Origin of the sequence: Rhizobium sp. WSM1274, from assembly GCF_025200775.1 — a bacterium.
Classification (GTDB): domain Bacteria; phylum Pseudomonadota; class Alphaproteobacteria; order Rhizobiales; family Rhizobiaceae; genus Rhizobium; species Rhizobium leguminosarum_I.
This window is the reverse complement of record NZ_CP104138.1, coordinates 2044079-2068118: the sequence shown is the minus strand read 5'-3', so window position 1 is coordinate 2068118 and position 24040 is coordinate 2044079. Positions and strand designations below refer to the sequence as shown.

The following is a 24040-nucleotide window of genomic DNA, read 5'->3' as shown; positions in this document are numbered from 1 at the left end:
CGCGCGTCTCCGAGACCTCGGCAGCGCGTCACGGGCGCTCCCTTCTCGTGCCCTCTCTAGAAGGCTCCCATGTCAATCACACAGCTGAGGTTTTCAGCTGTTTCTCAGTTTTGACATCAATCTGTCATGCAGACCGAGACAGCTCGTGAAAACCGGAGCAGCCTTGGCCGTGTTTGGAATTAAGAACATGCGGGCGCTTGCAACATTGCGTTGCAATCAGTGCCGTGGCGCGTTTGCGGGAATGGACGATACCGTTGCCGATACAGGGTCGCTTGCGGGAAAACTGTCCTCGAGGCCTTCATCGAGTTCCTCTTCCAGCGTTTGCCTATCGCCGGCCGAACGCGCGCTCGGCTGGCCGATCAGGCCCTTGCTGCCTTCGTCGAAATTGCCGTTGCTCAAGGCATCGTAACGGTTGATGCTGCCGTCTGCTTCGCCGCCGGCAAAGGCGGTCAGCTGAACCATCATGACCTTGGCGTGGTCGACCGCCGTCGTGTCGTCGAGCTCGCCATGGGAGTTGTCGATTTTGACGGAAATCGATTCTCCTCCCTCGCCCAGGAATTCGACAGTGAAGATGTCGCCGGCTTGTGTCACCCGAGTATCGATCAGCTGCATGGAAACCTCCTGTGTTCATGCACCTCAACGGCCATCCAGGTCCGGAGTTCCATTTCAATGCAAGCGGCCGGCCCTCGCGACGATTGACCGGCTCGGGAAGAAATAATGCGGATGCGAGCTCGTTCGGGGTTCAACAGGTCGCGTCCATGTCGAAGTCACCACTGTCGCCTGCTGAAAAACGCTCGTTCTGCGATATTCCGGCAGATCGGAAACCCGCATTGATATCGAGCTATTCGGAGGCGTTGCGCGAACTGGCCAGATCGGCCGAAGCGATCGGACGGGCCGACATGCTGCCAGCGCTGATTGAGGTGGCGGACGGCTTGGAGAGCATGGCAACCACGATTGCCGAGACAGAGGTCGGCGCCGAAGTGCTGGCGCACACAGCGCGGCTGTTCCGCGCGATCGAGGAATGCTGGCGTCGATGTCCTCGTCGTCAAACGTCCATTGAACGTTCCTGAGAACGATCGCGGCTGTCCGGATAGGCGAATGGCGATCTCCTTTGCCGAAGACCGGCATTTATGGTTAATTTATTAATAATTGCGGGATTATGAATGGAACCAGACAACCTTTCCAACTGTTGATGCTGCGCCGTGGAGGAACCCCGATGATCCTGAAAATCCTTGCACCCAAGATCGACGCCGATTGCCATGACACCGGCACCTATCCCGATGGGATCTTCGCCGAAAACCGGATCGATCTTTCCGCTCGCCGCGACGGCCGCAGTCGCTCGCCGCATGAGCGCGACTACGGCAATGACAGAAAAGTAGAAAATCTGCCGCTCGGCTTTGCCTGACCATACCGGACGTCGGAAGCGTCAGAGCCTGCGAAAGACCAGAACGCCCGATGCCGGCAGGACGGCATTCAGCACTCCCGCCGTTGCTCTGATTCTTCCGCCGCCATTACCGACGTTCCAACCGCCATATGTGCGAGCATCGCTATTGAAGATCTCCTCCCAGAGGTCGTCCCCCAGCCGTTCGCTGTGCAACCGATAGCCGTGTTCGAAGGGAGCGTCGTTCAGCGACCCCACGACAAGGAAATCCTCGCCGTCATTCCATCGATGAAACGCGATCACGCGATTTTCATCATGAACCAGGGGAATGGAGATGTTGCGGGAGCGAATGGCATCCTGGCGGATGCTGAGCGCGATCAGATCGCGATAACAGCTGAGCATCCCTGCCCCGTTGCCATCAGCTTCGCCGAGAATATTCTCCCGGTTCTCGAGGAAATCATTGTAGCGATAGGGCTTCTGGGCTCCGATTTCCTCGCCCATGAAAAACATCGGCGTCCCCGGTGATAGCAGCGTCATCGCAGCCGCGAAACGGGATCTCGCCTCTGCCCACGCCCTGGTCTCGCCGACAACAGGCGCGAAATTGACGGCGATAACAGCGGTCCGTGCCGATCCTTCACGATTGCCGCAATCGTCATGCGACTGATTGTAGACCACCTTGGATCGCGCGCTCGTCTGCAATGCGCCGGCAAGAGACGACATGGTCAGCGCCCGCTTGTCCCCGAAACCGGCATTCTTCAACAGCTGCGCCTGTGCGCCGCCGTGGTATTCGACGAGGTTGTGATGAAAATCGCCGTACCAGGTCGCATCGAAGCCGAGCCCGTTGCCGGTCAGGCTTGGCTCCGTCATCGCCGACCAGTCCGAATAATCCTCGGCCGTCAGGAAAAGCTGCGGCTTGATCAGCCGCATCGTGCGGGTCCACTGCTTCAGAAACTTGGCCCCGAAGGCAGCGGCGCGATCGGCGCGCCGGCCATCGGCATGCAGCACCGGATATTGATGGATCGAACTTGTCTGATCGAGCCGGAAACCATCGATATGGCAGACGGAGACGAGAAATGCCGCGCTCGAAATGAGAAGCTGGCGCACGGCTTCCTCGTCGAAGCGGGGCGCCCATCCCGTGGAGATGTTGTCGATATAGCCGCCTGTCGGGTCGGCGTAATCGCCGGGGCGTCCCTCGTACCAATAATAGATATTGCGGGTGTGATCGTTGGAATCGTAGGCCCATTGCGCCCGCTCGCCATCCGGATCGAAGTGGTTGTAGCAGACATCGAGGATGACGGCGATGCCGCGCTGGTGGCAGACCTTGACGAACATCTTCAGCCGGTCAGTACCGCCAGCCCCCTGGTCGGCGGCAAAGAAATGCGACGTGCCGTAACCCCAGTTGGCCCGCGTCTCGAATTCCGCAATCGGCAGCAGTTCCACAGCGTTGACGCCGAGCTCGGTAAGATGCTCGACGAAGGCAATGGCATCATCAAGCGTGCCGGGCGCGGCCTTACCGAAACCGAGGGCACCGACATGCAGTTCATAGATCACCAGATCCTCGAGCCGATCCGGAAGCTTTCGACCGCCGACGAATTCGTCGGCCCAGAACGCCTCGGCGACAAGCTCCTCCCCCGACGGCAGCACCACCCGCTTCGGGTCGCAGACCACCGAACAGCTTTGCGGTCCGTCCAATGCCGCCGGCGATCCGTGATAGGCGGCTCCATCCGGATCGAAGTCTCCGGCGCCGATCTGCATGAGGGACCAGATATCGGTGCGGTAGGCGAGCGATCCATCATCCCTGGTGATGCGGTACATATAGGGCGTGCCGACCATGCTGTCGAAATCGGAAAGGCCGTGGTCCTCGCCGGTTTCAACGCTCCAGAAACCATCAACGGTCCTGCGCATCCTGATGGTTGCGACCGCTCCGGTGCCGTCATCGGCGATGTAGCCAATGGCGGGATCGGCAAGCACGAGCGAGACGTCCCTGGCGTTCGGCGCCCAGACCGAAAAACGGATGCCGTCTGCACCGTCGCGCCTTTCAACCCGATTCGCCCCCAGACGGCCGATCCATGTCAGATAATAGGTCTGCGGCGCCATCCCCTGCTGGAGACCGAAGGAGCGTTGGCGACGCGTCGAGGCCTCGTCGTCCATTTCGGCGGCGATCGCCCAAAGGCTTGAAGCGCCGGGTCGATCCAACTCGATCCCCCAGCGAAAATGCGTGCCGATCTCGTCATCGGGAAAGGGAACCCGGATGACAAAGACATCATAGCCATCCTCGTCACGAGAGCGTTGCATTGGAACAGATGTCCACTCGTTCGAGGGGCGGCCTTGTTCGTCCCAACTGCCCCGGAGACGGACATTGTCGAACGCCATCGAGGGCAAGCCGCTACGAAACCGGAATTGAACATTGACGGTCATCGGACCCTCCAAAACCATGCCGGATTTCGCCGGACTCTGCCTATGAGCCGTCCCATTTGGGCATGATCAACCGGCCGGACGAAAAAATGCAAGCGCAGATTTCATAGTAAATGCAATCCGAAACGGGCCACATTCGGAACAATATACCATGGTTAACGAGGCAGCTCCGCACGATCCTCCTCGTGTATTAAATCGAATTGGTGGCAACAAATGGGGATTCATTCCCATTGCCAATTCCCTCGTAAACCGGGAGAAAAACTTATGGCTCAAGCCGTTAGAATAAACGATATTATTCGTTCCTTTGGAATTGACACGCATATCGACTACACCGACGGAAAATATTCCAACGTCGGAGAAGTTGTTAAGGCTCTCGACTATCTTGGCCTTGATACAGTTCGCGATCACGCCCCCAACTCCGCCTCCGATCCTAACGGCCAAACGCATCTCGGCGATGCCGCCGAAGCCGGCGTGCAATTCGTCTTCAGCGCCCAGCGGGAAGTCGACCCCGCTACCGTCACCCAGCGGCTGCACGATTTCGTGCAGGCCCATCCCGGATCGGTCGTCGGCATCGAAGGCCCGAACGAAGTCAACAACTGGCCGGTCAGCTATCAGGGCCTGAGCGGCCAGGCCGCAGCGGTCGCCTATCAGAAGGACCTGTCTGCCGCGGTCAACGCCGATCCCTTGCTGAAGAATATCCCCGTTCTCGGCTTTACCGGATATACGGTCGCGTCGGCCTCCGACTACACGACGATCCACACCTATGCGAAGGATGGCGACCAGCCATATTCATGGCTTTCCCGGGAATCCGGCGTTCAGCGCGCTGCCGATCCGGGCAAGCCGCTGGCGATCACCGAGACCGGTTACCACACCTCGCTCACCGCCGATACCAATGGCGGCTGGGAAGGCGTCAGTGAAGCGACGCAGGCAAAACTCCTGCTCAATACGCTGATGGACGGCGCCGCCCTCGGCTCGAAGCAGACATTCATCTACGAGCTGCTGGACGCCTATTCCGATCCGCAGGGCACCAATCAGGAAAAGCATTTCGGCCTTTTTCATCTCGACTATTCCGCCAAGCCGGCTGCGACGGCGATCCACAATCTGACCGAAATCCTTGCGGACGAAGGCGCTGCGAAGGCGAGCTTCAGCACGGGGACCCTCAATTATTCGATCGACGGTCTGCCGTCCTCGGCCCGCAGCCTGCTGACGGAAAAATCGGACGGAAGCTACCAGATCACCATCTGGAATGAGCCCGATATCTGGAACCAGTCCACTGATACCGCCATTCAGGCTGCGGACACGGCCGTCAAAGTCAATCTCGGCGCCTCGTTCGGCTCCGTGAAGGTCTTCGACCCGCTGACCGGAACGACGGCGATCAAAAGCCTCAGCAACGTCTCATCGCTGACGCTCGATGTCGTCGACCATCCCGTTATCGTCGAGGCAGCAGGCACCGGCGCCAGCACACCGCCGCCGGCCACCAACCATCTTTACGGCGGCACCGGCAACGACACCTTCACCGTGACCAATGCGAATCAAATCGTCGACGAAAGCCGGGGCGGCGGAACGGATACCGTCATGTCGTCGATCAGCTTCAGCCTCAAGGATACGGCGCATACGATCGGAAACGTCGAGAATCTGACGTTGACCGGCACCGCCAATCTGAACGGCACCGGAAATGGCCTGGTGAATGTTCTCGTCGGCAATTCCGGCAACAATATCCTCGATGGAAGCACCGGCGCCGACCACATGGCGGGGCGCGCCGGCAACGATACCTATGTGGTCGACAATGCCGGCGATTTTGCCGATGAAACAGCCGGATCCGGCAAGGACACCGTCAAGGCTTCGACTTCCTTCAGCCTGGCCGATCTGAAGCGCACGGCCGGAACGATCGAGAACCTTGCCTTGACCGGAACGGCCAATCTCAGCGCGACGGGCAACAACACGTCCAACGTGCTGACCGGCAACGACGGCAGCAACAGTCTCAATGGCGGCAAGGGCGCCGACCAGTTGAGCGGCGGGCTCGGCAACGACAAGCTGATCGGCAAAGCCGGCGCCGACATTCTGACCGGCGGCGGAGGCGCCGATTCCTTCGTTTTCGACGTTAAGCCCGACAATGTGAGCATCGACAAGATCCGAGATTTCTCCTCGGCGGCCGGCGACAAGCTGCTGCTCGACCATTCGATTTTCGCGGCACTCAGCCTATCCGGATTTTCGGATGAGAATTTCGTTGTCGGTACGAAAGCGCTCGAAGCTGACGATAGACTGATCTACGACCAGGCCAGCGGCATTCTATCCTTTGATGCGGATGGAAGTGCCGCGGGTGCGGCAATCCATATCGCCGATCTCGACAATTCTCCGGCGCTTCACTTCAAGGATTTCGTGCTGATCTGACCCGGCCAGGCCCGTCGCTATTCAGCAGCGGGCTGCCGCACCACGTGCATTTCTAAAGCGCGTCACGATCTTTCAGATTCGCTCCTTTCGCTTTAACTCTTTGTTTTGACGCATATCGTTGCCGCAAAACCGCTGCACGCTTTTGCGCGACATGCTTTAGCCTCCTCTTGCCGGCATGAAAATCCCGGCCACATTCTCCGTTGACTCCACTCGTGCCGCAACGGAGAAGCCTTTGCCCTGGATCGCCTATATCGCCCACCTTATCGCCGCAGCATTTCTGACCAACGGCATCCCGCATTTCGTCAACGGAGTGAGCGGCCGGCGCTTCCGCATCCCATTCGCGCAAGGGGCAAAGCTTGGCTCGCCGACAGCCAATGTCGTTTGGGGCTGGGCGAATTTCGTCATCGCCTTCCTGCTGTTTGCCAATGTCGGGCCGCTCTATATCGGCACGCCGGGCGATACGATCTTCATGGCAATCGGCATGCTCGTCACCGGCATGCTGCTCGCCCGCATTTTCGAGGGCAACGCCACATAGTAACTTGCATGATGATAGTCACTGCTATAGTGACATTAGCCATGCAACGGACGAGCTTCAGTGACTTCAAATGCCCGGCGGCGCGCGCGCTCGACAGCGTCGGCGACTGGTGGAGCATGCTGATCCTGCGCGACGCCTTCCAGGGGCTTTCGCGCTTCGACGAATTCCAGAAAAGCCTCGGCGTGGCGCCGAATATCCTGACACGGCGGCTGAAACACCTGACGGAAAAGGGGCTGTTCGAACGGCGGCTCTACCATCAGCGCCCTGCCCGCTACGAATATCGGCTGACGGACAAGGGCCGTGATTTCTTTCCTGTTCTGATGACCCTGTTTTCCTGGGGAAACCGGCACATTCGTGAGGAAGACCTTGCCTTTCTCTTGGGCGATGCCGCCTCCGGTAAAGAGCGTCAGGCGGTGCTGGTCGATGCGCGGACCGGCGAACAGGTGACACCCGAAAACACCAGCCTGCTTGCAGGCCCTGCCGCCGACGATGAGGTGCACGAGCGGATCGCCCGCATGCGCGCCTGGTATCTCGGCATCGACGCATAGAAAGGAAAAGGAAATGGATCGTATCGTTGTCACCGGAATGGGACTTGTCTCGCCACTCGGCACCGGCGTCGATCCCGCCTGGAAGCGCCTTCTCGACGGCGGTTCGGGGCTGAGGGTGCTGGCGGAGGATATCGTCGGCGAGCTCTCGGCCAAGGTCGGCGGCATCGTTCCCGGTATCGCAGAAGATGCTGAGGCCGGCTTCGATCCCGATCGTTACATCCCGCCGAAAGACCAGAAGAAGATGGACCGTTTCATCCACTTCGCCATGGCGGCGACGGAGGAAGCAGTAAAACAGGCCGGCTGGATGCCGACCGACGAAGCCGAGCGCCAGCGCACGGCAACGATAATCGCGTCGGGGGTTGGCGGCTTTCCGGCGATCGCCGAAGCGGTGCGGATCGGCGAAACGCGCGGCGTGCGGCGGCTGTCGCCCTTCACCGTGCCCGCCTTCCTCGTCAACCTCGCCGCCGGCCAGGTCAGCATCCGCTACGGCTTCAAGGGGCCGCTCGGGGCCCCGGTGACGGCGTGTGCGGCCAGCGTCCAGGCAATCGGCGACGCGGCGCGGCTGATCCGCTCCGGCGAAGCGGATGTGGCGATCTGCGGCGGTGCCGAGGCCTGCATCGACAAGGTGAGCCTCGGCGGCTTTGCCGCTGCACGTGCCCTTTCCACCGGCTTCAACGAGACGCCGGAGCTGGCGTCACGGCCCTTCGACACGGCCCGCGACGGTTTCGTCATGGGCGAAGGCGCCGGCATCCTGGTCATTGAGACGCTCGAGCACGCGCTTGCCCGCGGCGCCACACCACTCGCCGAGCTCGTCGGCTACGGCACGGCGGCAGACGCCTACCACATGACCTCAGGACCTGAAGATGGCGACGGCGCCCGCCGGGCGATTGACGCGGCACTGCGGCAGGCAAAGATCCCCGCCTCCGAGGTCAAGCATCTCAACGCGCATGCGACCTCGACGCCGGTCGGTGACAGAGGCGAGATCGCGGCGATCGGCACAATCTTCGGCCGCAATGGCGGCATTGCCGTCAGTGCGACCAAATCGGCGACGGGGCATCTGCTCGGTGCCGCCGGCGGGCTGGAGGCGATCTTCACCATCCTTGCGCTGCGCGACCAGATCGCGCCGCCGACCCGCAACCTGGATCAGGCCGATCCAGCCGCCGACGGCATCGATATCGTCGGCAAGACGGCGCGGCCGCTGGCAATGGACTATGCGATCACCAACGGTTTCGGCTTCGGCGGGGTGAATGCCAGCGCCCTCTTCCGGCGCTGGTCGTAAAGTCCGCTTTTCTTGCGCCAGAAATCGCCTACACTTCTGCCTGTCGGGGGATCGTTTCCCTGACAGAGCCGGAGATCAATCCATGCGCGCCTTCTTCGCAGTTCTCATCCTGTGTGCCGCATCCGCCCTCTCCTCCGTATCGGCCCGCGCCGAAGATCCGATCGACACGACGCGGACGATGATCGAGGAACAGATCAAGGCCTTCCTCAAGGACGATGCCGAGACCGCCTATTCCTTCGCCGCGCCCGGCATCAGGGCGATGTATCCCGATAAGAACCTGTTTTTCGCCATGGTGAAGAAGAGCTACGAGCCGGTCTATCACCCAGGCAATTATGCCTTCGGGCGCTGCCGCTCGATCGACAACGGCGCGCTGATCTATCACGAGGTGCTGATTTCGGGCCGCGACGGCAAGGACTGGACGGCGATCTACCAGATCACCCGCCAGCCGGACGGCAGCTACAGGATCAATGGCGTGCAGATCATGTCGGACGCGGACAGCAAGGGCATCTAACGCGCTGTCTCCTCTCTTCGACGGGACCCAATTGATTTACACGGCCTCGTTGCGCTAACGATTTAGAAATCCTCCTGGAGTAACAAACTACCAACGGAGGGTTGTTATATTGAACGCTGGCAAACAATTTTTCACAGCTCTTGAGGCGTTGCGAGGAATTGCGGCCGTCGTGGTCATGTTCCTTCATACCGGTGGCACGCTGGGTCCGATGCCGGCGAATATCGGTTACCTTGCCGTTGACCTCTTCTTTCTATTGAGCGGCGTCGTTCTTGCAAATTCATATGAGAGGCAACTGACGACGGGACAGATTTCGCCCGCCGGATTTCTGCTGCAGCGTATCATTCGGCTTTATCCTCTTTATCTTCTTTCGCTTCCGATTGGCCTTTTCAACTATGCACTTCAAAACGGGTTGGACTACTTCACCCTGGCAGGCCTTCTGCTGAAGGCGATCCTGTTCGTTCCAAGCACAAATCTTGAAAGTCTCTTTCCTTTCAATGGGCCTAGCTGGTCGCTCTTCTTCGAGCTCTGGGCGGGGATGTTGTTCTCCGTCCTTCTGACACGACTGTCACTCAGCAGCTTGCTCGCCATCGCCCTGGGGACTGCGGGCATCACCATGTGCGGGGCATTGGTCGGAGGCAACCTCGACATCGGCCACCAGCCTGGCTACTTCATATTTGGCTTTTCAAGGGTGCTGTTCTCGTTCTCGCTCGGGATCTGCCTCTACAGGCTCTATGATATCCAGAACCCGACTACGGCCAATAACGGCAACATTGTCGGCCTTTGTCTGTGTGGATGTCTGATCTTCATCACAGGCATATCGGCCAGCACGTTCTTCGGTTTCCCGTATTTTGATTTCTCAATATGCCTCGTGGTCTTTCCGGCCATTGTCTGGCTCGCGATGCGCACAAGGCAGACCGGTTTGGTCGAGCTGCTATTCCGTTGGCTGGGGAGGCTTTCCTATCCGATTTATATTCTACACGGGCCAATCTTCAGCCTGCTGCAGTCACTGCGGCAAAAGGGCTTTGACCTTCCGGCCTCTCCGGCATCAGGTATGGTCGTCGTGATAGCGATTTTCATTGCGGCTGGGATCGTTGCCATTCGCTTCGACGAGCCAGCGCGCAAAAAGCTCAAGACGATGGTTGCACCAAACCCGGCGTCTGCGGTCCCCTCGGCAAGCAACGCGGGAGCGGAGTAGCCTTACACCGGTTCGAGATCACCCCTCGCCCATTCCTCCTGTGTTTCCTCCATGAAATCGGCGAAGCGGCCTTCGGCGATCGCCTTGCGGATGCCCTGCATCAGTTCCTGGTAATAAGCGAGATTGTGCCAGGAGAGCAGCATGCCGCCGAGCGCCTCGTTGGAGCGGACGAGATGGTGCAGATAGGCACGCGAATAATCGCGCGAGGCCGGGCAGTTCGACTGTTCGTCAAGCGGGCGCATATCTTCGGCATGGCGGGCATTGCGGATATTGACCTTGCCGCGGCGGGTAAAAGCCAGACCGTGACGGCCTGAACGGGTCGGCATGACGCAGTCGAACATGTCGATGCCGCGGGCGACCGATTTCAGGATATCGTCCGGAGTGCCGACACCCATGAGGTAACGTGGCTTTTCCAGAGGAAGTACCGGCAGTGTCGTTTCCAGCATCTCCAGCATGACGTCCTGCGGTTCGCCGACCGCCAGGCCGCCGATCGCATAACCCTTGAGGTCAAGCTGGCTCAACGCCTCGGCCGAGCGGATGCGCAGCGCCGGGATATCGCCGCCCTGGACGATGCCGAACATCGCTTTGCCGGGCTGCTCGCCGAAGGCGACCCTGCAGCGCTCGGCCCAGCGCAACGACATTTCCATGGCGCGCTCGATCTCCTTCGGCTCGGCCGGCAGCGCCACGCATTCATCGAGCTGCATCTGGATGTCGGAGCCGAGCAGCCCCTGGATTTCGATGGAGCGCTCCGGCGACATATGGTGCAGGCTGCCATCGACATGCGACTTGAAGGTGATGCCCTGCTCGTCGAGCTTGCGCAGGCCGGATAGCGACATCACCTGGAAACCGCCCGAGTCCGTCAGGATCGGATGCTCCCAGCGAATGAGCTTATGCAGACCGCCGAGACGGGCGACGCGCTCGGCCGTCGGGCGCAGCATCAGGTGATAGGTATTGCCGAGGATGATATCGGCGCCGGTCTCGCGCACCTGGTCGAGATACATGGCCTTAACCGTGCCGACGGTGCCGACCGGCATGAAGGCCGGCGTGCGGATCTCGCCGCGCGGCATGGAGATCTGGCCGAGGCGTGCGCCGGCATCGGTCTTGTCAAGCGTGAATTGGAAGGTGTTGGTCATCTAGGCTTTCCGGAAGAGAAGGCTGGCATCGCCATAGGAATAGAAGCGGTAGCCCGCCTGAATGGCGTGGTCATAGGCGGCACGCATCGTATCGAGGCCCGAAAAGGCCGAGACCAGCATGAAGAGCGTCGAACGCGGCAGGTGGAAATTGGTCATCAGCATATCGACCGCCTTGAAGCGGTAACCAGGCGTGATGAAGATGCCGGTAGCGCCGGCCCAGGGCATAATCTCTCCGCTTTCCTCGGCGGCACTCTCGATGAGCCGCAATGAGGTCGTGCCGACACAGACGATGCGCCCGCCTCTTTCCCGCACGGCATTCAACTGGGCCGCAATCTCGGCGCTGACATAACCGCTTTCGAGATGCATCTTGTGATCGGCGGTATCGTCGGCCTTGACGGGCAGGAAGGTGCCGGCGCCGACGTGCAACGTGACGAAATGGCGTTCGATGCCGGCGCTATCGAGCGCATCGAACAGCCTGGGCGTGAAATGCAGGCCGGCTGTCGGCGCGGCGACGGCGCCTTCCTCACGGGCATAGATCGTCTGGTAGTCCTCGCGGTCGCGCTCGTCCTCGGGGCGCTTGGCGGCGATATAGGGCGGCAGCGGAATATGGCCGACGGCGGCGATCGCCTCGTCGAGCGCAGGTCCTGAGAGATCGAACAGCAGCGTCACCTCGCCGGCCTCGCCCTTTTCCTCGACGGTGGCATCGAGCGAACCGAGGAAACAGCTTTCGCCGGAATGGCCGAAGGAGATGCGATCGCCCTGTTTGATACGCTTGCCCGGCTTGGCGAACGCCTTCCAGCGGCTGGCGCCCACGCGCATGTGCAGCGTTGCGGAAACCTGCTGGCCGCCGGCGCCGTCGCGATGGCGGATGCCCTCGAGTTGGGCGGGAATGACCTTGGTATCGTTAAAAACCAACGCGTCGCCGGCCCGCAGGAACGACATGAGATCGCCGACGCGATGATCAGACAGGCGGCTTTCCGCATTCGGATCGACGACGAGCAGGCGCGCGCCGTCGCGCGGTTCAGCGGGCCTCAACGCGATGCGTTCATCGGGCAGGTCGAAATCGAAAAGGTCTACGCGCATCAGGGCACTTTCAGGCAAAGCGAAACCCGCCCCCGCGCAGCAATGCGCAAGGGCGGGTTTCAGCAGAAATCACAATCAGACGTCGGCGGCAACCCGCATGGAGACGATCGAGTCCGGATCAGAAACCGGCTCGCCGCGCTTGATCTTGTCGACATTGTCCATGCCTTCGATGACCTGACCCCAGACCGAATACTGCTTGTTCAGCCAGGGCGCGTCGGTGAAGCAGATGAAGAACTGCGAATTGGCCGAGTTCGGGTTCTGCGAACGGGCCATCGAGCAGGTGCCGCGCGTATGCGTGGTCGCCGAGAATTCAGCCTTCAGGTCCGGCTTCGAAGAGCCGCCCATGCCGGCGCGGCCGGGATTGAAGGTTTCCGAGCCCTTTTTGCCGAATTCGACATCTCCCGTCTGGGCCATGAAATCCTGGATGACGCGGTGGAAGACGACGCCGTCATAGGCCTTCTCGCGGGCGAGTTCCTTGATGCGGGCGACATGTTCCGGGGCGACCTGTGGCAAAAGCTGAATGACAACCTTGCCCTTGGTGGTTTCCAGAATGACGGTGTTTTCGGGATCCTTGATCTCGGCCATTTGCCTTCTCCTCTTGTTTCTCTCGTAACTTACTTCTTGCCCAGGGTGACCTTGATCATCCGGTCTGGGCTTTTGACTTCGCCGTTCTGGCCTTCGCCCTTCTTGATCTTGTCGACGTTTTCCATGCCGGAGACGACCTTGCCGACGACGGTGTACTGGCCGTTCAGGAAGGAACCGTCGGCGAACATGATGAAGAACTGCGAATTGGCGGAATTCGGATCCTGCGAGCGGGCCATGCCGACCGTGCCGCGCACGAACGGGGTCTTGGAGAATTCGGCCGGGATATCGGGCATATCCGAGGAGCCGGTGCCGGCGAGGCTGGCATCGAAGCCCTTTTCCATATTGCCGTATTTGACGTCGCCTGTCTGAGCCATGAAGCCGTCGATGACGCGGTGGAAGGCGACGTTGTCATATTCGCCCTTCTTGGCCAGCGCCTCGATCTGGGCGACATGCTTCGGCGCCACCTCAGGCATGAGCTGGATGACGACAGGGCCGTTCTTCAGCTGGATGGTGAGATAGTGATCGGCCGACTGGGCAAAAGCATCCCCCGCGAAGGAGGCGAGATACAACACGCCGGCAAATGCGAGATAAAAGAGTTTCATGTGAGCTCCATTGCGGCGGGTTCCGCCTAGTCTTTGCTTTGTTCTTACTAGTTTGAGCGCTTGGATGTGAGGGCCTGCAAGACGGCGGCCGGCACGAAAGCGCTGACATCGCCGCCCATGGCGGCGATCTGGCGGACCAATGTGGCGGTAATGGGCCGCGAGGCCGTGCCCGCCGGCAAAAAGATGGTCTGGATATCGGGCGCCATCGTCCGGTTCATGCCGGCCATCTGCATTTCATAATCAAGATCGGTGCCGTCGCGAAGACCGCGGATCAACAGCGTCGCGCCATGGGTGCGGGCGGCATCGACGACCAGATTGTCGAAGGCGACGACGGCGATGTCGCCGGTCTTGCCGGGCAGCGCCTCGGCCAGCGAACGGCGGATCAGCTCTGCTCTCTCTTCGAAGGAGAAGAGCGGCGCCTTGCCGGGATGGATGCCGATCGCGACGATGACCTTCTCGGCGACGTTCAGCGCCTGGACCAGAACATCCACATGCCCATTGGTGATCGGGTCGAAGGACCCCGGATAAAAAGCTGTCGTCATCTGGTCCGGCCGTTGGTTTGACGCCTTTTGTCACGGATGCCGGCTTGCCGCAAGTGATTTGGCCAGTCGTTCCGGACGACTGAACGGCGGATGAATGTGCCGTTCAAGGCGGTTTCAGACGGGATCTGCTTAACTTGGATCATCAAGGCAGCCGCTGCCATTCCGGCATCCGGCGCTCCCCGAAAGACCAAGTCCATGCTGATCGTGCTCGTTGCACTTGCCGTCGTTTTCTCTCTCGCCGCCGAGATGGTCTATGGCTATTTCGCCGATCAATACGAGGTGAGCTGGGTACGGCCGGAGCTCGCCGAGCATGCGGCGATCGTGCGCGCCCAGGGTCGGCTGCGCGAAGCTTCGAATCTGAACGCCAGATGAACGCGACATTCAAGGTCGCTTCAGATCGCCATTGGTAAACACCCGATCAACATCCGGCGGAACCATTTTCAGACGGATGCGTTCATTCAACCGATACATAGATGCGGCGCGGAAGGAATAAAAATGCCCGGCAAGATTACGATGATTAACGTGCTGTGGATGGTAATGGTCACGGGCATGCTGACCGCAACTGTCGCTCTCTATGATCAGAAGGTTGATACGTCCAAGGTTTATGGTCCCTATGCTTCGGCCCGGACGGCCGTGCTGGGCCAATACTGAGGGGCGAGAACGCAACTCCCCAGGAAAGGAATGCCTATGTTCACGATCTTGACAATGCTCACAGCCCTTATCAGCGTCATGTTCATCGTGTCTGTGGCCTCGACGATTTCAGCGCTCCGGCGCGAAGGCGAAGAGGTGAAGGCGCTGAACGAAAAACATAGAGCGTTCTGACATTCCTCTCTTCCCACCTTGAGCGACACCCTTCCGTCGCCAGGGCCAGTCAAAGCCGGATGCACCAGCGTCCGGCTTTTTCATTGGGCGTAGTCCTAAACCACTATCCGACTTGAAAAGAAAATGGCCCGCGTGAAAAGAAAAGGGCGGCTCGAAGCCGCCCCGTTCACTTGATCATTCCTCGGCAGGCCCGGCCGGATCGCCATCGGCAATCGGCGCCTCGCCGCCGCCACTTTCGGCAGCACCTTCGTCGGTAGTAGGGGCGCTTCCGGCGACCTCGACAGCCTCCTCCGTCTCCTCCTCCTCCGGCTCGCTGATGCGCTCGACCGAGACGACCTTCTCGTCCTTGGCCGTCGAGAAGATGGTGACGCCCTTGGTGGCGCGGCTGGCGATGCGGATGCCGCCGACCGGCACACGGATCAGCTGGCCGCCATCGGAGACCAGCATGATCTGGTCGCCGTCATCGACCGGGAAGGCCGCGACCAGCTCGCCGATCTCGGCGGTCTTGGACGTATCGGTGGCGCGGATGCCCTTGCCGCCGCGGCCGGAGATACGGAAGTCGTAGGAGGACGAACGCTTGCCGAAGCCCTTTTCGGAGACGGTGAGCACGAATTGTTCGCGTGCTCTCAGCTCTTCATAGCGCTCGTCGGAGAGCTGTCCCTCCTCGGTGACTTCTTCACCGACCAGCGCAATATCCTCTTCATCCACGCCCGTCGCCCGGCGTTCAGTGGCGGAACGCTTGAGATAGGCAGCGCGCTCCCACGGCTCGGCATCGACATGACCAACGATCGTCATGGAGATGATGCGGTCGCGATCGCCGAGATTGATGCCTCGCACGCCGATCGAGTTGCGGCCGGCAAAGACCCGGACATCGTCCACGGAGAAGCGGATGCACTGACCGAGTGCGGTCGTCAGCAGCACGTCGTCATGTTCGGTGCAGGTCTCGACGGAGAGGATTTCGTCGCCCTCCTCCTCGAGCTTCATAGCGATCTTGCCGTTGCGGTTGACCTGGACGAAGTCCGACAGCTTGTTGCGGCGGACCGTGCCGCGCGTCGTCGAGAACATGACGTCGAGATTGTCCCAGCTCGCCTCGTCCTCGGGCAAAGGCAGGATGGTGGTAATGCGTTCGCCGGGTGCGAGCGGCAGCATGTTGATCAGCGCCTTGCCGCGTGAGGTCGGCGTGCCGATCGGCAGGCGCCAGACCTTCTCCTTGTAGACGATGCCACGCGAGGAGAAGAACAGCACCGGCGTATGGGTGTTGACGACGAATAGCCGGCTAACAAAATCTTCGTCGCGGGTCGTCATGCCGGAGCGGCCCTTGCCGCCGCGGCGCTGGGCGCGGTAGGTGGTCAGCGGCACGCGCTTGATGTAACCGAGATGCGAGACGGTGACGACCATGTCTTCGCGGGCGATCAGATCCTCGTCGTCCATTTCGAGACCGCCATCGACGATCTCGGTGCGGCGCGGTGTGCCGAACTCGTCGCGGACAGCGATAAGTTCGTCCTTGACGATAGTCTGGATACGGACGCGCGAGGAGAGGATATCGAGGTAATCCTTGATTTCCTCGCCGATCTTGTTGAGTTCGTCGCCGATTTCGTCGCGGCCAAGGGCCGTCAGGCGGGCAAGGCGCAGTTCGAGGATGGCCCGGGCCTGCTCTTCCGAGAGGTTGTAGGTGAGATCCTCGTTAATGCGATGGCGCGGATCGTCGATCAGACGGATCAGGCTTTCGACATCTTCCGCCGGCCAGCGGCGGGTCATCAGCTCCTCACGAGCCGACTGCGGATCGGGCGCCTGGCGGATGACGCGGATGACCTCGTCGATATTGGCGACCGCAATGGCGAGACCAACCAACACATGAGCGCGGTCACGCGCCTTGCGCAGCAGGAACTTTGTTCTCCGGCTAACGACTTCTTCGCGGAAGGAGACGAAAGCGCGCAGCATGTCGAGCAGCGTCAGCTGTTCGGGCTTGCCGCCGTTCAGCGCCACCATGTTGCAGCCGAAGGAGGTCTGCAGCGGCGTATAGCGATAAAGCTGGTTGAGGATGACCTCGGCATTGGCATCGCGCTTCAGCTCGACGACGACGCGATACCCCTGGCGGTCGGATTCGTCGCGCAGGTCGGAGATGCCTTCGATGCGCTTGTCGCGCACCAGCTCGGCCATCTTCTCGATCATCGTTGCCTTATTCACCTGATAGGGAATCTCGGTGATGATGATTTGCTCGCGGTCACCGCGCATCGGCTCGATAGCGGCGACGCCGCGCATGATGACGGATCCGCGGCCGGTCTCATAGGCGGAGCGGATGCCGGCACGGCCGAGGATCTTCGCACCTGTGGGGAAATCGGGGCCGGGAATGATCTGCATCAGTTCCGGCAGTTCGATGGCCGGATCGTCGATCAGCGCGACGCAGCCGTCGATGACCTCGGAGAGATTGTGCGGCGGGATGTTGGTCGCCATGCCGACGGCGATGCCGCCGGCGCCGTTGACGAGCAGGTTCGGGAACTTGGCAGGGACCACGACCGGTTCGGACAGCGTGCCGTCGTAGTTGTCGCGGAAATCGACGGTTTCCTTGTCGAGATCGTCGAGCAGCGAATGAGCAGCCTTTTCGAGGCGGCATTCTGTGTAACGTTCGGCCGCTGGCGGATCACCATCGACTGAGCCGAAATTGCCCTGACCGTCGATCAGCGGCAGCCGCAGCGACCAGGGCTGCGCCATGCGGGCGAGCGCATCATAGATCGCGGAGTTGCCGTGCGGATGGAATTTACCCATCACGTCACCGGTGACGCGGGCGCATTTGACGTATTTCTTGTTCCAGTCGATGCCGAGCTCGGACATGCCGTAGAGGATGCGCCGGTGCACGGGCTTCAGGCCGTCGCGCACGTCGGGCAACGCGCGGCTGACGATGACGCTCATGGCGTAATCGAGATACGACCGCTGCATTTCCTCCATGATGGAGATGGGCTCGATGCCTGGCGGGAGCTTCCCGCCGCCGGGGGGTGTTTGCTCAGTCAAAACAGATCACGATCTCTTCTAGAATCACTGGAAGATTTATAGCGGAAAGCCTGTTGCCGCGCCAATTTCACAGCGCGTTTTGAACAGGCTTTTGCGGCTTAAAGAGGGTAAAACATGCAAGTTTCGCGGCCGGACCGGACAAATCCGCCGCGGGCCGCCGCGGGATATTTGCCAAATCGAAATCCCCGCTTCACAATCATTTGAACCACGCACCCATATGGGGTTCCGGAGAGCCGATGGCAAGCGCCGACCAATTGATCAACGCCTTCACGACGCTGCTCGTCACCATCGATCCACCGGGGCTTGCGCCGATCTTTCTGGGCCTGACGACAGGCATGAGCCGGACCGAGCGCAAGCAGGTGGCGCTGCGCGGCTCGGTCATCGCCTTCATCATCCTTGCCGTCTTCGCGCTGTTTGGCGCCGGCGTGCTAGGCGTGCTCGGAATTTCGATCGGCGCCTTCCGCATCGCCGGCGGCCTGCTGCTGTTCTGGATCGCCTTCGAGATGGTGTTCGAGAGGCGGCAGGAGCGCAAGGAGAAGGCGACCGAGGCGGCGATCACCAAGGATCATATCGAGAATATCGCCGTCTTTCCCCTCGCCTTGCCGCTGATATCAGGTCCGGGTGCGATCTCGGCGACGATCCTGCTAGCCGGCACGCTCGCCACCTCGATCGGGAAAGCCCAGCTGATCGGCGTCCTTGCCGCCAATCTGCTGCTGACCTTCGTCATGCTGCTCATCGCCGAAAGGCTGGACCGTTTCCTCGGCGTCACCGGCCGGGCCATCCTGACACGGCTCCTCGGCGTCATCCTGGCCGCCCTTGCCGCACAGTTCGTCGTCGACGGGGCTAAGTCGGCGTTCAATCTGATCAGCGCGACGCCGCACTGAAACGGCCGTAGACGATTGAGGCCGCGGTCTGAACGATCTGCCGCGAGAACAAAGAAGAGCATGACGCCGTTATGGACGTCATGCTCTCCAGTCTTTCACAAAACTGCGAAAGCCTAACGATCAGAACGGGATGTCGTCGTCGAGATCCCGCGAGAAGTTGCCGCCGCCGCCACCGCCGCGGCTGGGTGATGAGGAGGGAGCCGGGGCGCCGTAGTCGTCGCCATAATCGTTGCCGCCACCGGCGCTGCCACGGCCGCCGCTCGCACCGCCGCCTTCGCCGCGGCCGTCGAGCATCGTCAGCGTCGAACCGAAACCCTGCAGCACCACTTCCGTGCTGTAACGGTCCTGGCCCTGCTGGTCCTGCCATTTGCGGGTCTGCAGCTGGCCTTCGATATAGAGCTTGGCGCCCTTCTTCACATATTGCTCGACGACCTTGCAGAGGCCTTCGTTGAAGACGACGATCGCGTGCCATTCGGTCTTTTCGCGGCGCTCGCCGGAATTGCGGTCGCGCCAGGTCTCCGAGGTTGCAAGACGGATATTGGCGATCGGCCGGCCATCCTGAGTGCGGCGGATTTCCGGGTCCGCGCCGACGTTTCCAATCAGAATTACCTTATTCACACTACCAGCCATGCTTCTCACCCTGCCTGCCGCCCTGCCCGGCGGCGTTTAATCGATCGGCGCACCTTAAACCATCACGGACCGCCGATGCGCATGGGCGGCATTTAATCCACATGTTTATCCATCAGAACGCCGCATGCATCCATCAGGATTTTTGTTCTTTATTTGTTCTAGGTTATCCGTATGATCCTGTCAACAGAATCGAAAACCTTGAGCCCTTGCGGATATTCAGCCTCGACTCGCCCGTCGGCATCACTAAATAAGGGCTGTTATCCAGAAAACCAAAGCAGAGACGATGAGCGAACTGAAGACGATCTCCATCCGCGGCGCGCGCGAGCATAATCTCAAGAGCATCGATCTCGATCTGCCGCGTAACAAGCTGATCGTCATGACCGGGCTTTCGGGTTCCGGCAAATCCTCGCTTGCTTTCGACACGATCTATGCCGAGGGCCAACGGCGCTATGTCGAGAGCCTGTCGGCCTATGCCCGGCAGTTCCTCGAGATGATGCAGAAGCCCGATGTCGACCAGATCGACGGGCTGTCGCCGGCGATCTCGATCGAGCAGAAGACCACCTCGCGTAACCCGCGCTCGACGGTCGGCACCGTCACCGAGATCTACGACTATATGCGCCTGCTCTTTGCCCGCGTCGGCGTTCCCTATTCGCCGGCAACCGGCCTGCCGATCGAGAGCCAGACCGTCAGCCAGATGGTCGACCGTATCCTCGATTTCGGCGAGGGCACCCGGCTTTATATCCTTGCGCCGCTCGTGCGCGGGCGCAAGGGCGAATACAAGAAGGAACTGGCGGAGCTGATGAAGAAGGGCTTCCAGCGCGTCAAGGTCGACGGCCAGTTCTACGAGATCGCCGAGGCGCCGGTGCTCGACAAGAAATACAAGCACGACATCGACGTGGTGGTCGACCGCATCGTCGTGCGTTCGGATGTCTCGGCACGCCTGGCGGATAGTCTGGAGACCTGCCTGAAGCTCGCCGACGGGCTGGCGGTTGCCGAATTCGCCGACAAGCCGCTGCCGCCGGAAGAGACGTCGGCCGGCGGTTCGGCCAACAAGTCGCTGAACGAGACGCATGAACGCGTGCTGTTTTCGGAGAAATTCGCCTGCCCAGTCTCGGGCTTTACCATTCCCGAGATCGAACCCAGGCTCTTCTCCTTCAACAACCCGTTCGGCGCCTGCCCGACCTGCGACGGCCTCGGCGCCCAACAGAAGATCGATGCGGATCTGATCGTGCCCGAGCCCGAACGGACGCTGCGCGACGGGGCGATCGCGCCCTGGGCCAAGTCGACCTCGCCCTATTACAACCAGACGCTGGAAGCGCTCGGCAAACATTACGGCTTCAAGCTCGGCACCCGCTGGAACGATCTCTCCGACGAGGCCAAGGACGTCATCCTCAACGGCACCAACGACAAGATCGAATTCCATTATGCCGATGGCGCCCGCTCCTATACGACGCAGAAGAATTTCGAAGGCATCATCACCAACCTCGAGCGCCGCTGGAAGGAGACCGATTCCGCTTGGGCGCGCGAGGATATCGAACGCTTCATGTCGGCTGCCCCCTGCCCTTCCTGCAACGGATTCCGCCTGAAGCCGGAGGCGTTGGCGGTGAAGATCGACACGCTGCATATCGGCGAAGTGACCGCGATGTCGATCCGCGTCGCCCGTGACTGGTTCGAGACGCTGCCGGCAAGCTTCAACGCCAAGCAGAACGAGATCGCCGTGCGCATCCTCAAGGAAATCCGCGACCGGCTGCGCTTCCTCAATGACGTCGGCCTGGAATATCTCAGCCTGTCGCGCAATTCCGGCACGCTGTCGGGCGGCGAAAGCCAGCGCATCCGGCTTGCCTCGCAGATCGGCTCGGGGCTGACAGGCGTGCTTTACGTGCTCGACGAGCCGTCGATCGGCCTGCATCAGCGCGACAACGCCCGGCTGCTCGACACGCTGAAGCACTTGCGCGACATCGGCAACACCGTCATCGTCGTCGAACATGACGAGGATGCGATCCTATCGGCCGACGACGTGGTCGATATCGGCCCGGCAGCCGGCATTCACGGCGGCCAGGTGATCGCCCACGGCACGCCGCAGGATATCATGGACAATCCAAACTCGCTGACCGGCAAATATCTGTCGGGCGAGCTCGGCGTTCCGGTTCCCAATGAGCGCCGCAAGCCGAAGAAGGGCCGCGAGATCAAGGTAGTCGGGGCGCGTGGCAACAATCTCAAGAACGTCACGGCGTCGATCCCGCTCGGGGTGTTTACGGCGGTAACCGGCGTTTCCGGCGGCGGCAAATCCACCTTCCTGGTCGAAACGCTCTATAAATCGGCGGCAAGGCGCGTCATGGGCGCGCGTGAAAACCCAGCCGATCACGACCGCATCGACGGCTTCGAGCATATCGACAAGGTGATCGATATCGACCAATCGCCGATCGGCCGCACCCCGCGCTCGAACCCGGCGACCTATACCGGCGCCTTCACGCCGATCCGAGATTGGTTCGCCGGTCTGCCGGAGGCAAAGGCCCGCGGCTACCAGCCGGGCCGCTTCTCCTTCAACGTCAAGGGCGGACGCTGCGAGGCCTGCCAGGGAGACGGCGTCATCAAGATCGAGATGCACTTCCTGCCCGATGTCTACGTCACCTGCGACGTCTGCCACGGCAAGCGCTACAATCGCGAGACACTCGACGTCACCTTCAAACAGAGGTCTATCGCCGACGTGCTCGACATGACGGTGGAGGAAGGCGTCGATTTCTTCACGGCGGTGCCTGCCGTGCGCGACAAGCTGCAATCATTGAAGGATGTCGGCCTCGGTTATATCAAGGTCGGCCAGCAGGCGAATACGCTTTCGGGCGGCGAGGCGCAGCGCGTCAAGCTTGCCAAGGAACTGTCGAAACGCTCGACGGGACGCACGCTCTACATTCTCGACGAACCGACAACCGGCCTGCATTTCCACGACGTCGCCAAGCTGCTCGAAATGCTGCACGAACTGGTCAACCAGGGCAATTCGGTGGTGGTGATCGAACACAATCTCGAAGTCATCAAGACGGCCGACTGGGTGCTCGATTTCGGCCCCGAAGGCGGCGATGGCGGCGGCGAGATCGTCGCGACCGGCACGCCGGAAGCAATCGTCAGGGAAAAGCGGTCCTATACCGGACAGTTCCTGAAGGAATTGCTGGAACGGCGCCCGGTGAAGAAGGCGGTTGCGGCGGAATGACGATGAGGCCAGCGTCGCCCGATGATCTGGAAACGATCGCGACGCTGACAACAGCCGCCTATCGGCCCTATACCGAACTCTTCGGCGCTCCGCCGATCCCGGTGACGGAGGATTACGCGCCGCGGATCGAACGCGGCGAGGTCTGGCTGCGCGAGATCGGCGGGCAAACGGCCGGTCTGGCGGTCGTCGAACGGCATTCCGATCACCTCATGCTGTTCATCATCGCCGTTTCGCCGGCCTTTCAGGGTGCCGGACATGGGCTGGCGATGCTGCGCTGGCTGGAGGGCAAGGCGCGGGAATTGGCCGTGCCGGAGATCCGGCTCTACACGAATGCGCGGATGGAGCCGAATATCGCGCTCTACAGCGCCTTCGGATTTCAGGAAACGGGTCGCCGACCGAACCCTTATCGGCCAGGATGGACGCTCGTCTACATGACGAAAGAGATCAATGCGGCCTGAGCGGCTGCGAATGGGGAGGACGACATGACGAAATCCGGCACTATCCGCACCGGCATCGGCGGCTGGACCTTCGAGCCCTGGCGCGGGCATTTCTTTCCCGAGAGCCTGAAGCAGAAGGACGAGCTGAATTATGCCAGCCGCCAGCTGAAGGTTATCGAGGTCAACGGCACCTATTACAGCACGCAGAAGCCCGCGGTCTTTGCCAAATGGGCGGCTGACGTGCCGGACGGTTTCATCTTTTCGCTGAAGGCGACACGTTTCGTCACCAACCGGCGGGTGCTTGCCGAAGCCGGTGAATCGATGGAGCGGTTTCTGTCATCGGGCATTAGCGAACTCGGCGATCATCTCGGGCCGCTGCTCTGGCAGTTCGCGCCGACCAAGAGGTTCGATCCGCAAGATTTCGAAGCCTTCCTGAAGCTGCTGCCTGCAAAGCAGGACGGGTTGACGCTCCGCCACGTGGTCGAGGTGCGGCACGATTCCTTCAAGGTGCCGGAGTTCGTCGCGCTGCTGGCGAAATACGGCGTGGCGCCTGTTTGCGCCGAACATTTCGAATATCCGATGATCGCCGACGTCACGGCCGATTTCGTCTATGCGCGGCTGCAGAAGGGATCGGACGATATCCCGACCTGCTATCCGGAAAAGGACCTGAAGGCCTGGGCAGACCGGCTGGAGACCTGGGCCGAGGGCAAGGTTCCTGACGACCTGCCGCTGATCGATGGAGATCGCAAGGTGAAGGTCGAGCCGCGCGACGTCTTCGCCTTCATGATCCATGAGGGCAAGGTCAATGCACCGCATGGAGCAATCGCCCTGCAGCAGGCGCTGGCGAAATAGG

Annotated in this window: 23 protein-coding genes and 1 pseudogene; 15 read left to right on the top strand and 9 right to left on the bottom strand. The window is 60.8% G+C overall.

The features are described from left to right. Positions 1 to 216: 216 nt before the first annotated feature. Positions 217 to 612, bottom strand: coding sequence for a hypothetical protein (locus N2600_RS10475; RefSeq protein ID WP_017960454.1), 396 nt, complete (start codon positions 610 to 612; stop codon positions 217 to 219). 146 nt (positions 613 to 758) lie between these two features. On the opposite strand from N2600_RS10475, the pseudogene N2600_RS10470 reads away from it, so the two are divergent. Beyond that, positions 759 to 1060, top strand: a pseudogene (locus N2600_RS10470) (hypothetical protein). 156 nt (positions 1061 to 1216) lie between these two features. Continuing rightward, the gene (locus N2600_RS10465) at positions 1217 to 1405 is read left to right on the top strand and encodes a hypothetical protein (protein WP_026154148.1); all 189 of its coding nucleotides are present in this window, start codon (positions 1217 to 1219) and stop codon (positions 1403 to 1405) included. Positions 1406 to 1426: 21 nt separating this feature from the next. Here the strand turns inward: N2600_RS10465 and N2600_RS10460 are convergent, their stop codons facing one another. Then, on the bottom strand, positions 1427 to 3799 hold the full coding sequence (locus N2600_RS10460; RefSeq protein WP_222335194.1) for an alpha-amylase family glycosyl hydrolase: 2373 nt from the start codon (positions 3797 to 3799) through the stop codon (positions 1427 to 1429). A gap of 261 nt (positions 3800 to 4060) precedes the next feature. On the opposite strand from N2600_RS10460, the gene N2600_RS10455 reads away from it, so the two are divergent. The 6 genes from N2600_RS10455 (at position 4061) to N2600_RS10430 (ending at position 10255) form a co-directional block, all read left to right on the top strand. Further along, on the top strand, positions 4061 to 6187 hold the full coding sequence (locus N2600_RS10455; protein WP_260298696.1) for a calcium-binding protein: 2127 nt from the start codon (positions 4061 to 4063) through the stop codon (positions 6185 to 6187). A 232-nt stretch (positions 6188 to 6419) separates the two neighbouring features. Next, positions 6420 to 6722 (top strand): hypothetical protein, encoded by a 303-nt coding sequence (locus N2600_RS10450; protein WP_222335196.1) that lies wholly within the window; start codon positions 6420 to 6422, stop codon positions 6720 to 6722. A 41-nt stretch (positions 6723 to 6763) separates the two neighbouring features. After that, complete coding sequence (locus tag N2600_RS10445; RefSeq protein WP_222383958.1) at positions 6764 to 7270, top strand: winged helix-turn-helix transcriptional regulator; 507 nt, start codon at positions 6764 to 6766, stop codon at positions 7268 to 7270. A gap of 13 nt (positions 7271 to 7283) precedes the next feature. Continuing rightward, a complete protein-coding gene (gene fabF, locus N2600_RS10440) occupies positions 7284 to 8549 on the top strand; it encodes a beta-ketoacyl-ACP synthase II (RefSeq protein ID WP_017964292.1) in 1266 nt (421 codons plus the stop codon). Positions 8550 to 8631: 82 nt separating this feature from the next. Beyond that, complete coding sequence (locus tag N2600_RS10435; RefSeq protein WP_222383956.1) at positions 8632 to 9060, top strand: DUF4864 domain-containing protein; 429 nt, start codon at positions 8632 to 8634, stop codon at positions 9058 to 9060. A 109-nt stretch (positions 9061 to 9169) separates the two neighbouring features. Beyond that, on the top strand, positions 9170 to 10255 hold the full coding sequence (locus N2600_RS10430) for an acyltransferase family protein (RefSeq protein ID WP_222383955.1): 1086 nt from the start codon (positions 9170 to 9172) through the stop codon (positions 10253 to 10255). A gap of 2 nt (positions 10256 to 10257) precedes the next feature. Here the strand turns inward: N2600_RS10430 and tgt are convergent, their stop codons facing one another. From tgt to coaD, 5 genes are all read right to left on the bottom strand, one after another. Then, the gene (gene tgt / locus N2600_RS10425) at positions 10258 to 11388 is read right to left on the bottom strand and encodes a tRNA guanosine(34) transglycosylase Tgt (protein ID WP_260298695.1); all 1131 of its coding nucleotides are present in this window, start codon (positions 11386 to 11388) and stop codon (positions 10258 to 10260) included. Beyond that, the gene (queA, locus tag N2600_RS10420) at positions 11389 to 12471 is read right to left on the bottom strand and encodes a tRNA preQ1(34) S-adenosylmethionine ribosyltransferase-isomerase QueA (RefSeq protein WP_017964288.1); all 1083 of its coding nucleotides are present in this window, start codon (positions 12469 to 12471) and stop codon (positions 11389 to 11391) included. It abuts the gene before it with no gap. Between the two features lie 75 nt (positions 12472 to 12546). Next, the gene (locus N2600_RS10415) at positions 12547 to 13056 is read right to left on the bottom strand and encodes a peptidylprolyl isomerase (protein ID WP_003559389.1); all 510 of its coding nucleotides are present in this window, start codon (positions 13054 to 13056) and stop codon (positions 12547 to 12549) included. Positions 13057 to 13085: 29 nt separating this feature from the next. Continuing rightward, complete coding sequence (locus N2600_RS10410; RefSeq protein ID WP_017964287.1) at positions 13086 to 13658, bottom strand: peptidylprolyl isomerase; 573 nt, start codon at positions 13656 to 13658, stop codon at positions 13086 to 13088. A 47-nt stretch (positions 13659 to 13705) separates the two neighbouring features. Beyond that, positions 13706 to 14200, bottom strand: a complete 495-nt coding sequence (coaD, locus tag N2600_RS10405; protein WP_017964286.1) for a pantetheine-phosphate adenylyltransferase — start codon at positions 14198 to 14200, stop codon at positions 13706 to 13708. 90 nt (positions 14201 to 14290) lie between these two features. Here coaD and N2600_RS10400 point away from each other — a divergent pair, with 90 nt between their 5' ends. The 3 genes from N2600_RS10400 to N2600_RS10390 all read left to right on the top strand — a co-directional run bounded on the left by N2600_RS10400 (position 14291) and on the right by N2600_RS10390 (position 15022). Next, positions 14291 to 14572: a hypothetical protein gene (locus N2600_RS10400; protein ID WP_222383953.1), complete on the top strand. Its 282-nt coding sequence runs from the start codon at positions 14291 to 14293 to the stop codon at positions 14570 to 14572. A gap of 123 nt (positions 14573 to 14695) precedes the next feature. Further along, positions 14696 to 14851 carry a hypothetical protein gene (locus tag N2600_RS10395; RefSeq protein WP_003539654.1) on the top strand — a complete coding sequence of 52 codons (156 nt, stop codon included), beginning with the start codon at positions 14696 to 14698 and terminating at the stop codon, positions 14849 to 14851. Between the two features lie 36 nt (positions 14852 to 14887). Further along, complete coding sequence (locus N2600_RS10390; protein WP_260298902.1) at positions 14888 to 15022, top strand: hypothetical protein; 135 nt, start codon at positions 14888 to 14890, stop codon at positions 15020 to 15022. A gap of 174 nt (positions 15023 to 15196) precedes the next feature. On the opposite strand, the gene gyrA is transcribed toward N2600_RS10390, so the two are convergent. Beyond that, complete coding sequence (gene gyrA, locus N2600_RS10385) at positions 15197 to 18031, bottom strand: DNA gyrase subunit A (protein ID WP_017964284.1); 2835 nt, start codon at positions 18029 to 18031, stop codon at positions 15197 to 15199. 236 nt (positions 18032 to 18267) lie between these two features. On the opposite strand from gyrA, the gene N2600_RS10380 reads away from it, so the two are divergent. Then, positions 18268 to 18915, top strand: coding sequence for a MarC family protein (locus N2600_RS10380; protein WP_017964283.1), 648 nt, complete (start codon positions 18268 to 18270; stop codon positions 18913 to 18915). Between the two features lie 120 nt (positions 18916 to 19035). Here N2600_RS10380 and N2600_RS10375 read toward each other — a convergent pair whose 3' ends face one another. Next, on the bottom strand, positions 19036 to 19545 hold the full coding sequence (locus N2600_RS10375; protein WP_222383952.1) for a single-stranded DNA-binding protein: 510 nt from the start codon (positions 19543 to 19545) through the stop codon (positions 19036 to 19038). A 283-nt stretch (positions 19546 to 19828) separates the two neighbouring features. Here N2600_RS10375 and uvrA point away from each other — a divergent pair, with 283 nt between their 5' ends. From uvrA to N2600_RS10360, 3 genes are read left to right on the top strand one after another with little or no spacing between them, the layout of a single operon-like run. After that, positions 19829 to 22750 (top strand): excinuclease ABC subunit UvrA, encoded by a 2922-nt coding sequence (gene uvrA, locus N2600_RS10370; RefSeq protein ID WP_222383951.1) that lies wholly within the window; start codon positions 19829 to 19831, stop codon positions 22748 to 22750. Continuing rightward, the gene (locus N2600_RS10365; RefSeq protein ID WP_260110827.1) at positions 22747 to 23208 is read left to right on the top strand and encodes a GNAT family N-acetyltransferase; all 462 of its coding nucleotides are present in this window, start codon (positions 22747 to 22749) and stop codon (positions 23206 to 23208) included. Before uvrA ends, N2600_RS10365 begins: the two co-directional genes overlap by 4 nt. Before the next feature lie 24 nt (positions 23209 to 23232). Further along, positions 23233 to 24039 carry a DUF72 domain-containing protein gene (locus tag N2600_RS10360; RefSeq protein WP_222383949.1) on the top strand — a complete coding sequence of 269 codons (807 nt, stop codon included), beginning with the start codon at positions 23233 to 23235 and terminating at the stop codon, positions 24037 to 24039. Position 24040 lies beyond the last annotated feature (1 nt).

Excerpts from the sequence above, each read along its gene's own strand:
- N2600_RS10390 (WP_260298902.1), top strand. The coding sequence starts at position 14,888 with ATGTTCACGATCTTGACAATGCTCACAGCCCTTATCAGCGTCATGTTC.
- N2600_RS10435 (WP_222383956.1), top strand. The coding sequence starts at position 8,632 with ATGCGCGCCTTCTTCGCAGTTCTCATCCTGTGTGCCGCATCCGCCCTC.
- N2600_RS10415 (WP_003559389.1), bottom strand. The coding sequence starts at position 13,056 with ATGGCCGAGATCAAGGATCCCGAAAACACCGTCATTCTGGAAACCACC.
- queA (WP_017964288.1), bottom strand. The coding sequence starts at position 12,471 with ATGCGCGTAGACCTTTTCGATTTCGACCTGCCCGATGAACGCATCGCG.
- fabF (WP_017964292.1), top strand. The coding sequence starts at position 7,284 with ATGGATCGTATCGTTGTCACCGGAATGGGACTTGTCTCGCCACTCGGC.
- N2600_RS10460 (WP_222335194.1), bottom strand. The coding sequence starts at position 3,799 with ATGACCGTCAATGTTCAATTCCGGTTTCGTAGCGGCTTGCCCTCGATG.
- N2600_RS10445 (WP_222383958.1), top strand. The coding sequence starts at position 6,764 with ATGCAACGGACGAGCTTCAGTGACTTCAAATGCCCGGCGGCGCGCGCG.
- N2600_RS10475 (WP_017960454.1), bottom strand. The coding sequence starts at position 612 with ATGCAGCTGATCGATACTCGGGTGACACAAGCCGGCGACATCTTCACT.
- uvrA (WP_222383951.1), top strand. The coding sequence starts at position 19,829 with ATGAGCGAACTGAAGACGATCTCCATCCGCGGCGCGCGCGAGCATAAT.
- N2600_RS10380 (WP_017964283.1), top strand. The coding sequence starts at position 18,268 with ATGGCAAGCGCCGACCAATTGATCAACGCCTTCACGACGCTGCTCGTC.
- N2600_RS10410 (WP_017964287.1), bottom strand. The coding sequence starts at position 13,658 with ATGAAACTCTTTTATCTCGCATTTGCCGGCGTGTTGTATCTCGCCTCC.
- N2600_RS10400 (WP_222383953.1), top strand. The coding sequence starts at position 14,291 with ATGAATGTGCCGTTCAAGGCGGTTTCAGACGGGATCTGCTTAACTTGG.
- N2600_RS10365 (WP_260110827.1), top strand. The coding sequence starts at position 22,747 with ATGACGATGAGGCCAGCGTCGCCCGATGATCTGGAAACGATCGCGACG.
- N2600_RS10395 (WP_003539654.1), top strand. The coding sequence starts at position 14,696 with ATGCCCGGCAAGATTACGATGATTAACGTGCTGTGGATGGTAATGGTC.
- N2600_RS10360 (WP_222383949.1), top strand. The coding sequence starts at position 23,233 with ATGACGAAATCCGGCACTATCCGCACCGGCATCGGCGGCTGGACCTTC.
- N2600_RS10375 (WP_222383952.1), bottom strand. The coding sequence starts at position 19,545 with ATGGCTGGTAGTGTGAATAAGGTAATTCTGATTGGAAACGTCGGCGCG.
- N2600_RS10465 (WP_026154148.1), top strand. The coding sequence starts at position 1,217 with ATGATCCTGAAAATCCTTGCACCCAAGATCGACGCCGATTGCCATGAC.
- N2600_RS10455 (WP_260298696.1), top strand. The coding sequence starts at position 4,061 with ATGGCTCAAGCCGTTAGAATAAACGATATTATTCGTTCCTTTGGAATT.
- coaD (WP_017964286.1), bottom strand. The coding sequence starts at position 14,200 with ATGACGACAGCTTTTTATCCGGGGTCCTTCGACCCGATCACCAATGGG.
- tgt (WP_260298695.1), bottom strand. The coding sequence starts at position 11,388 with ATGACCAACACCTTCCAATTCACGCTTGACAAGACCGATGCCGGCGCA.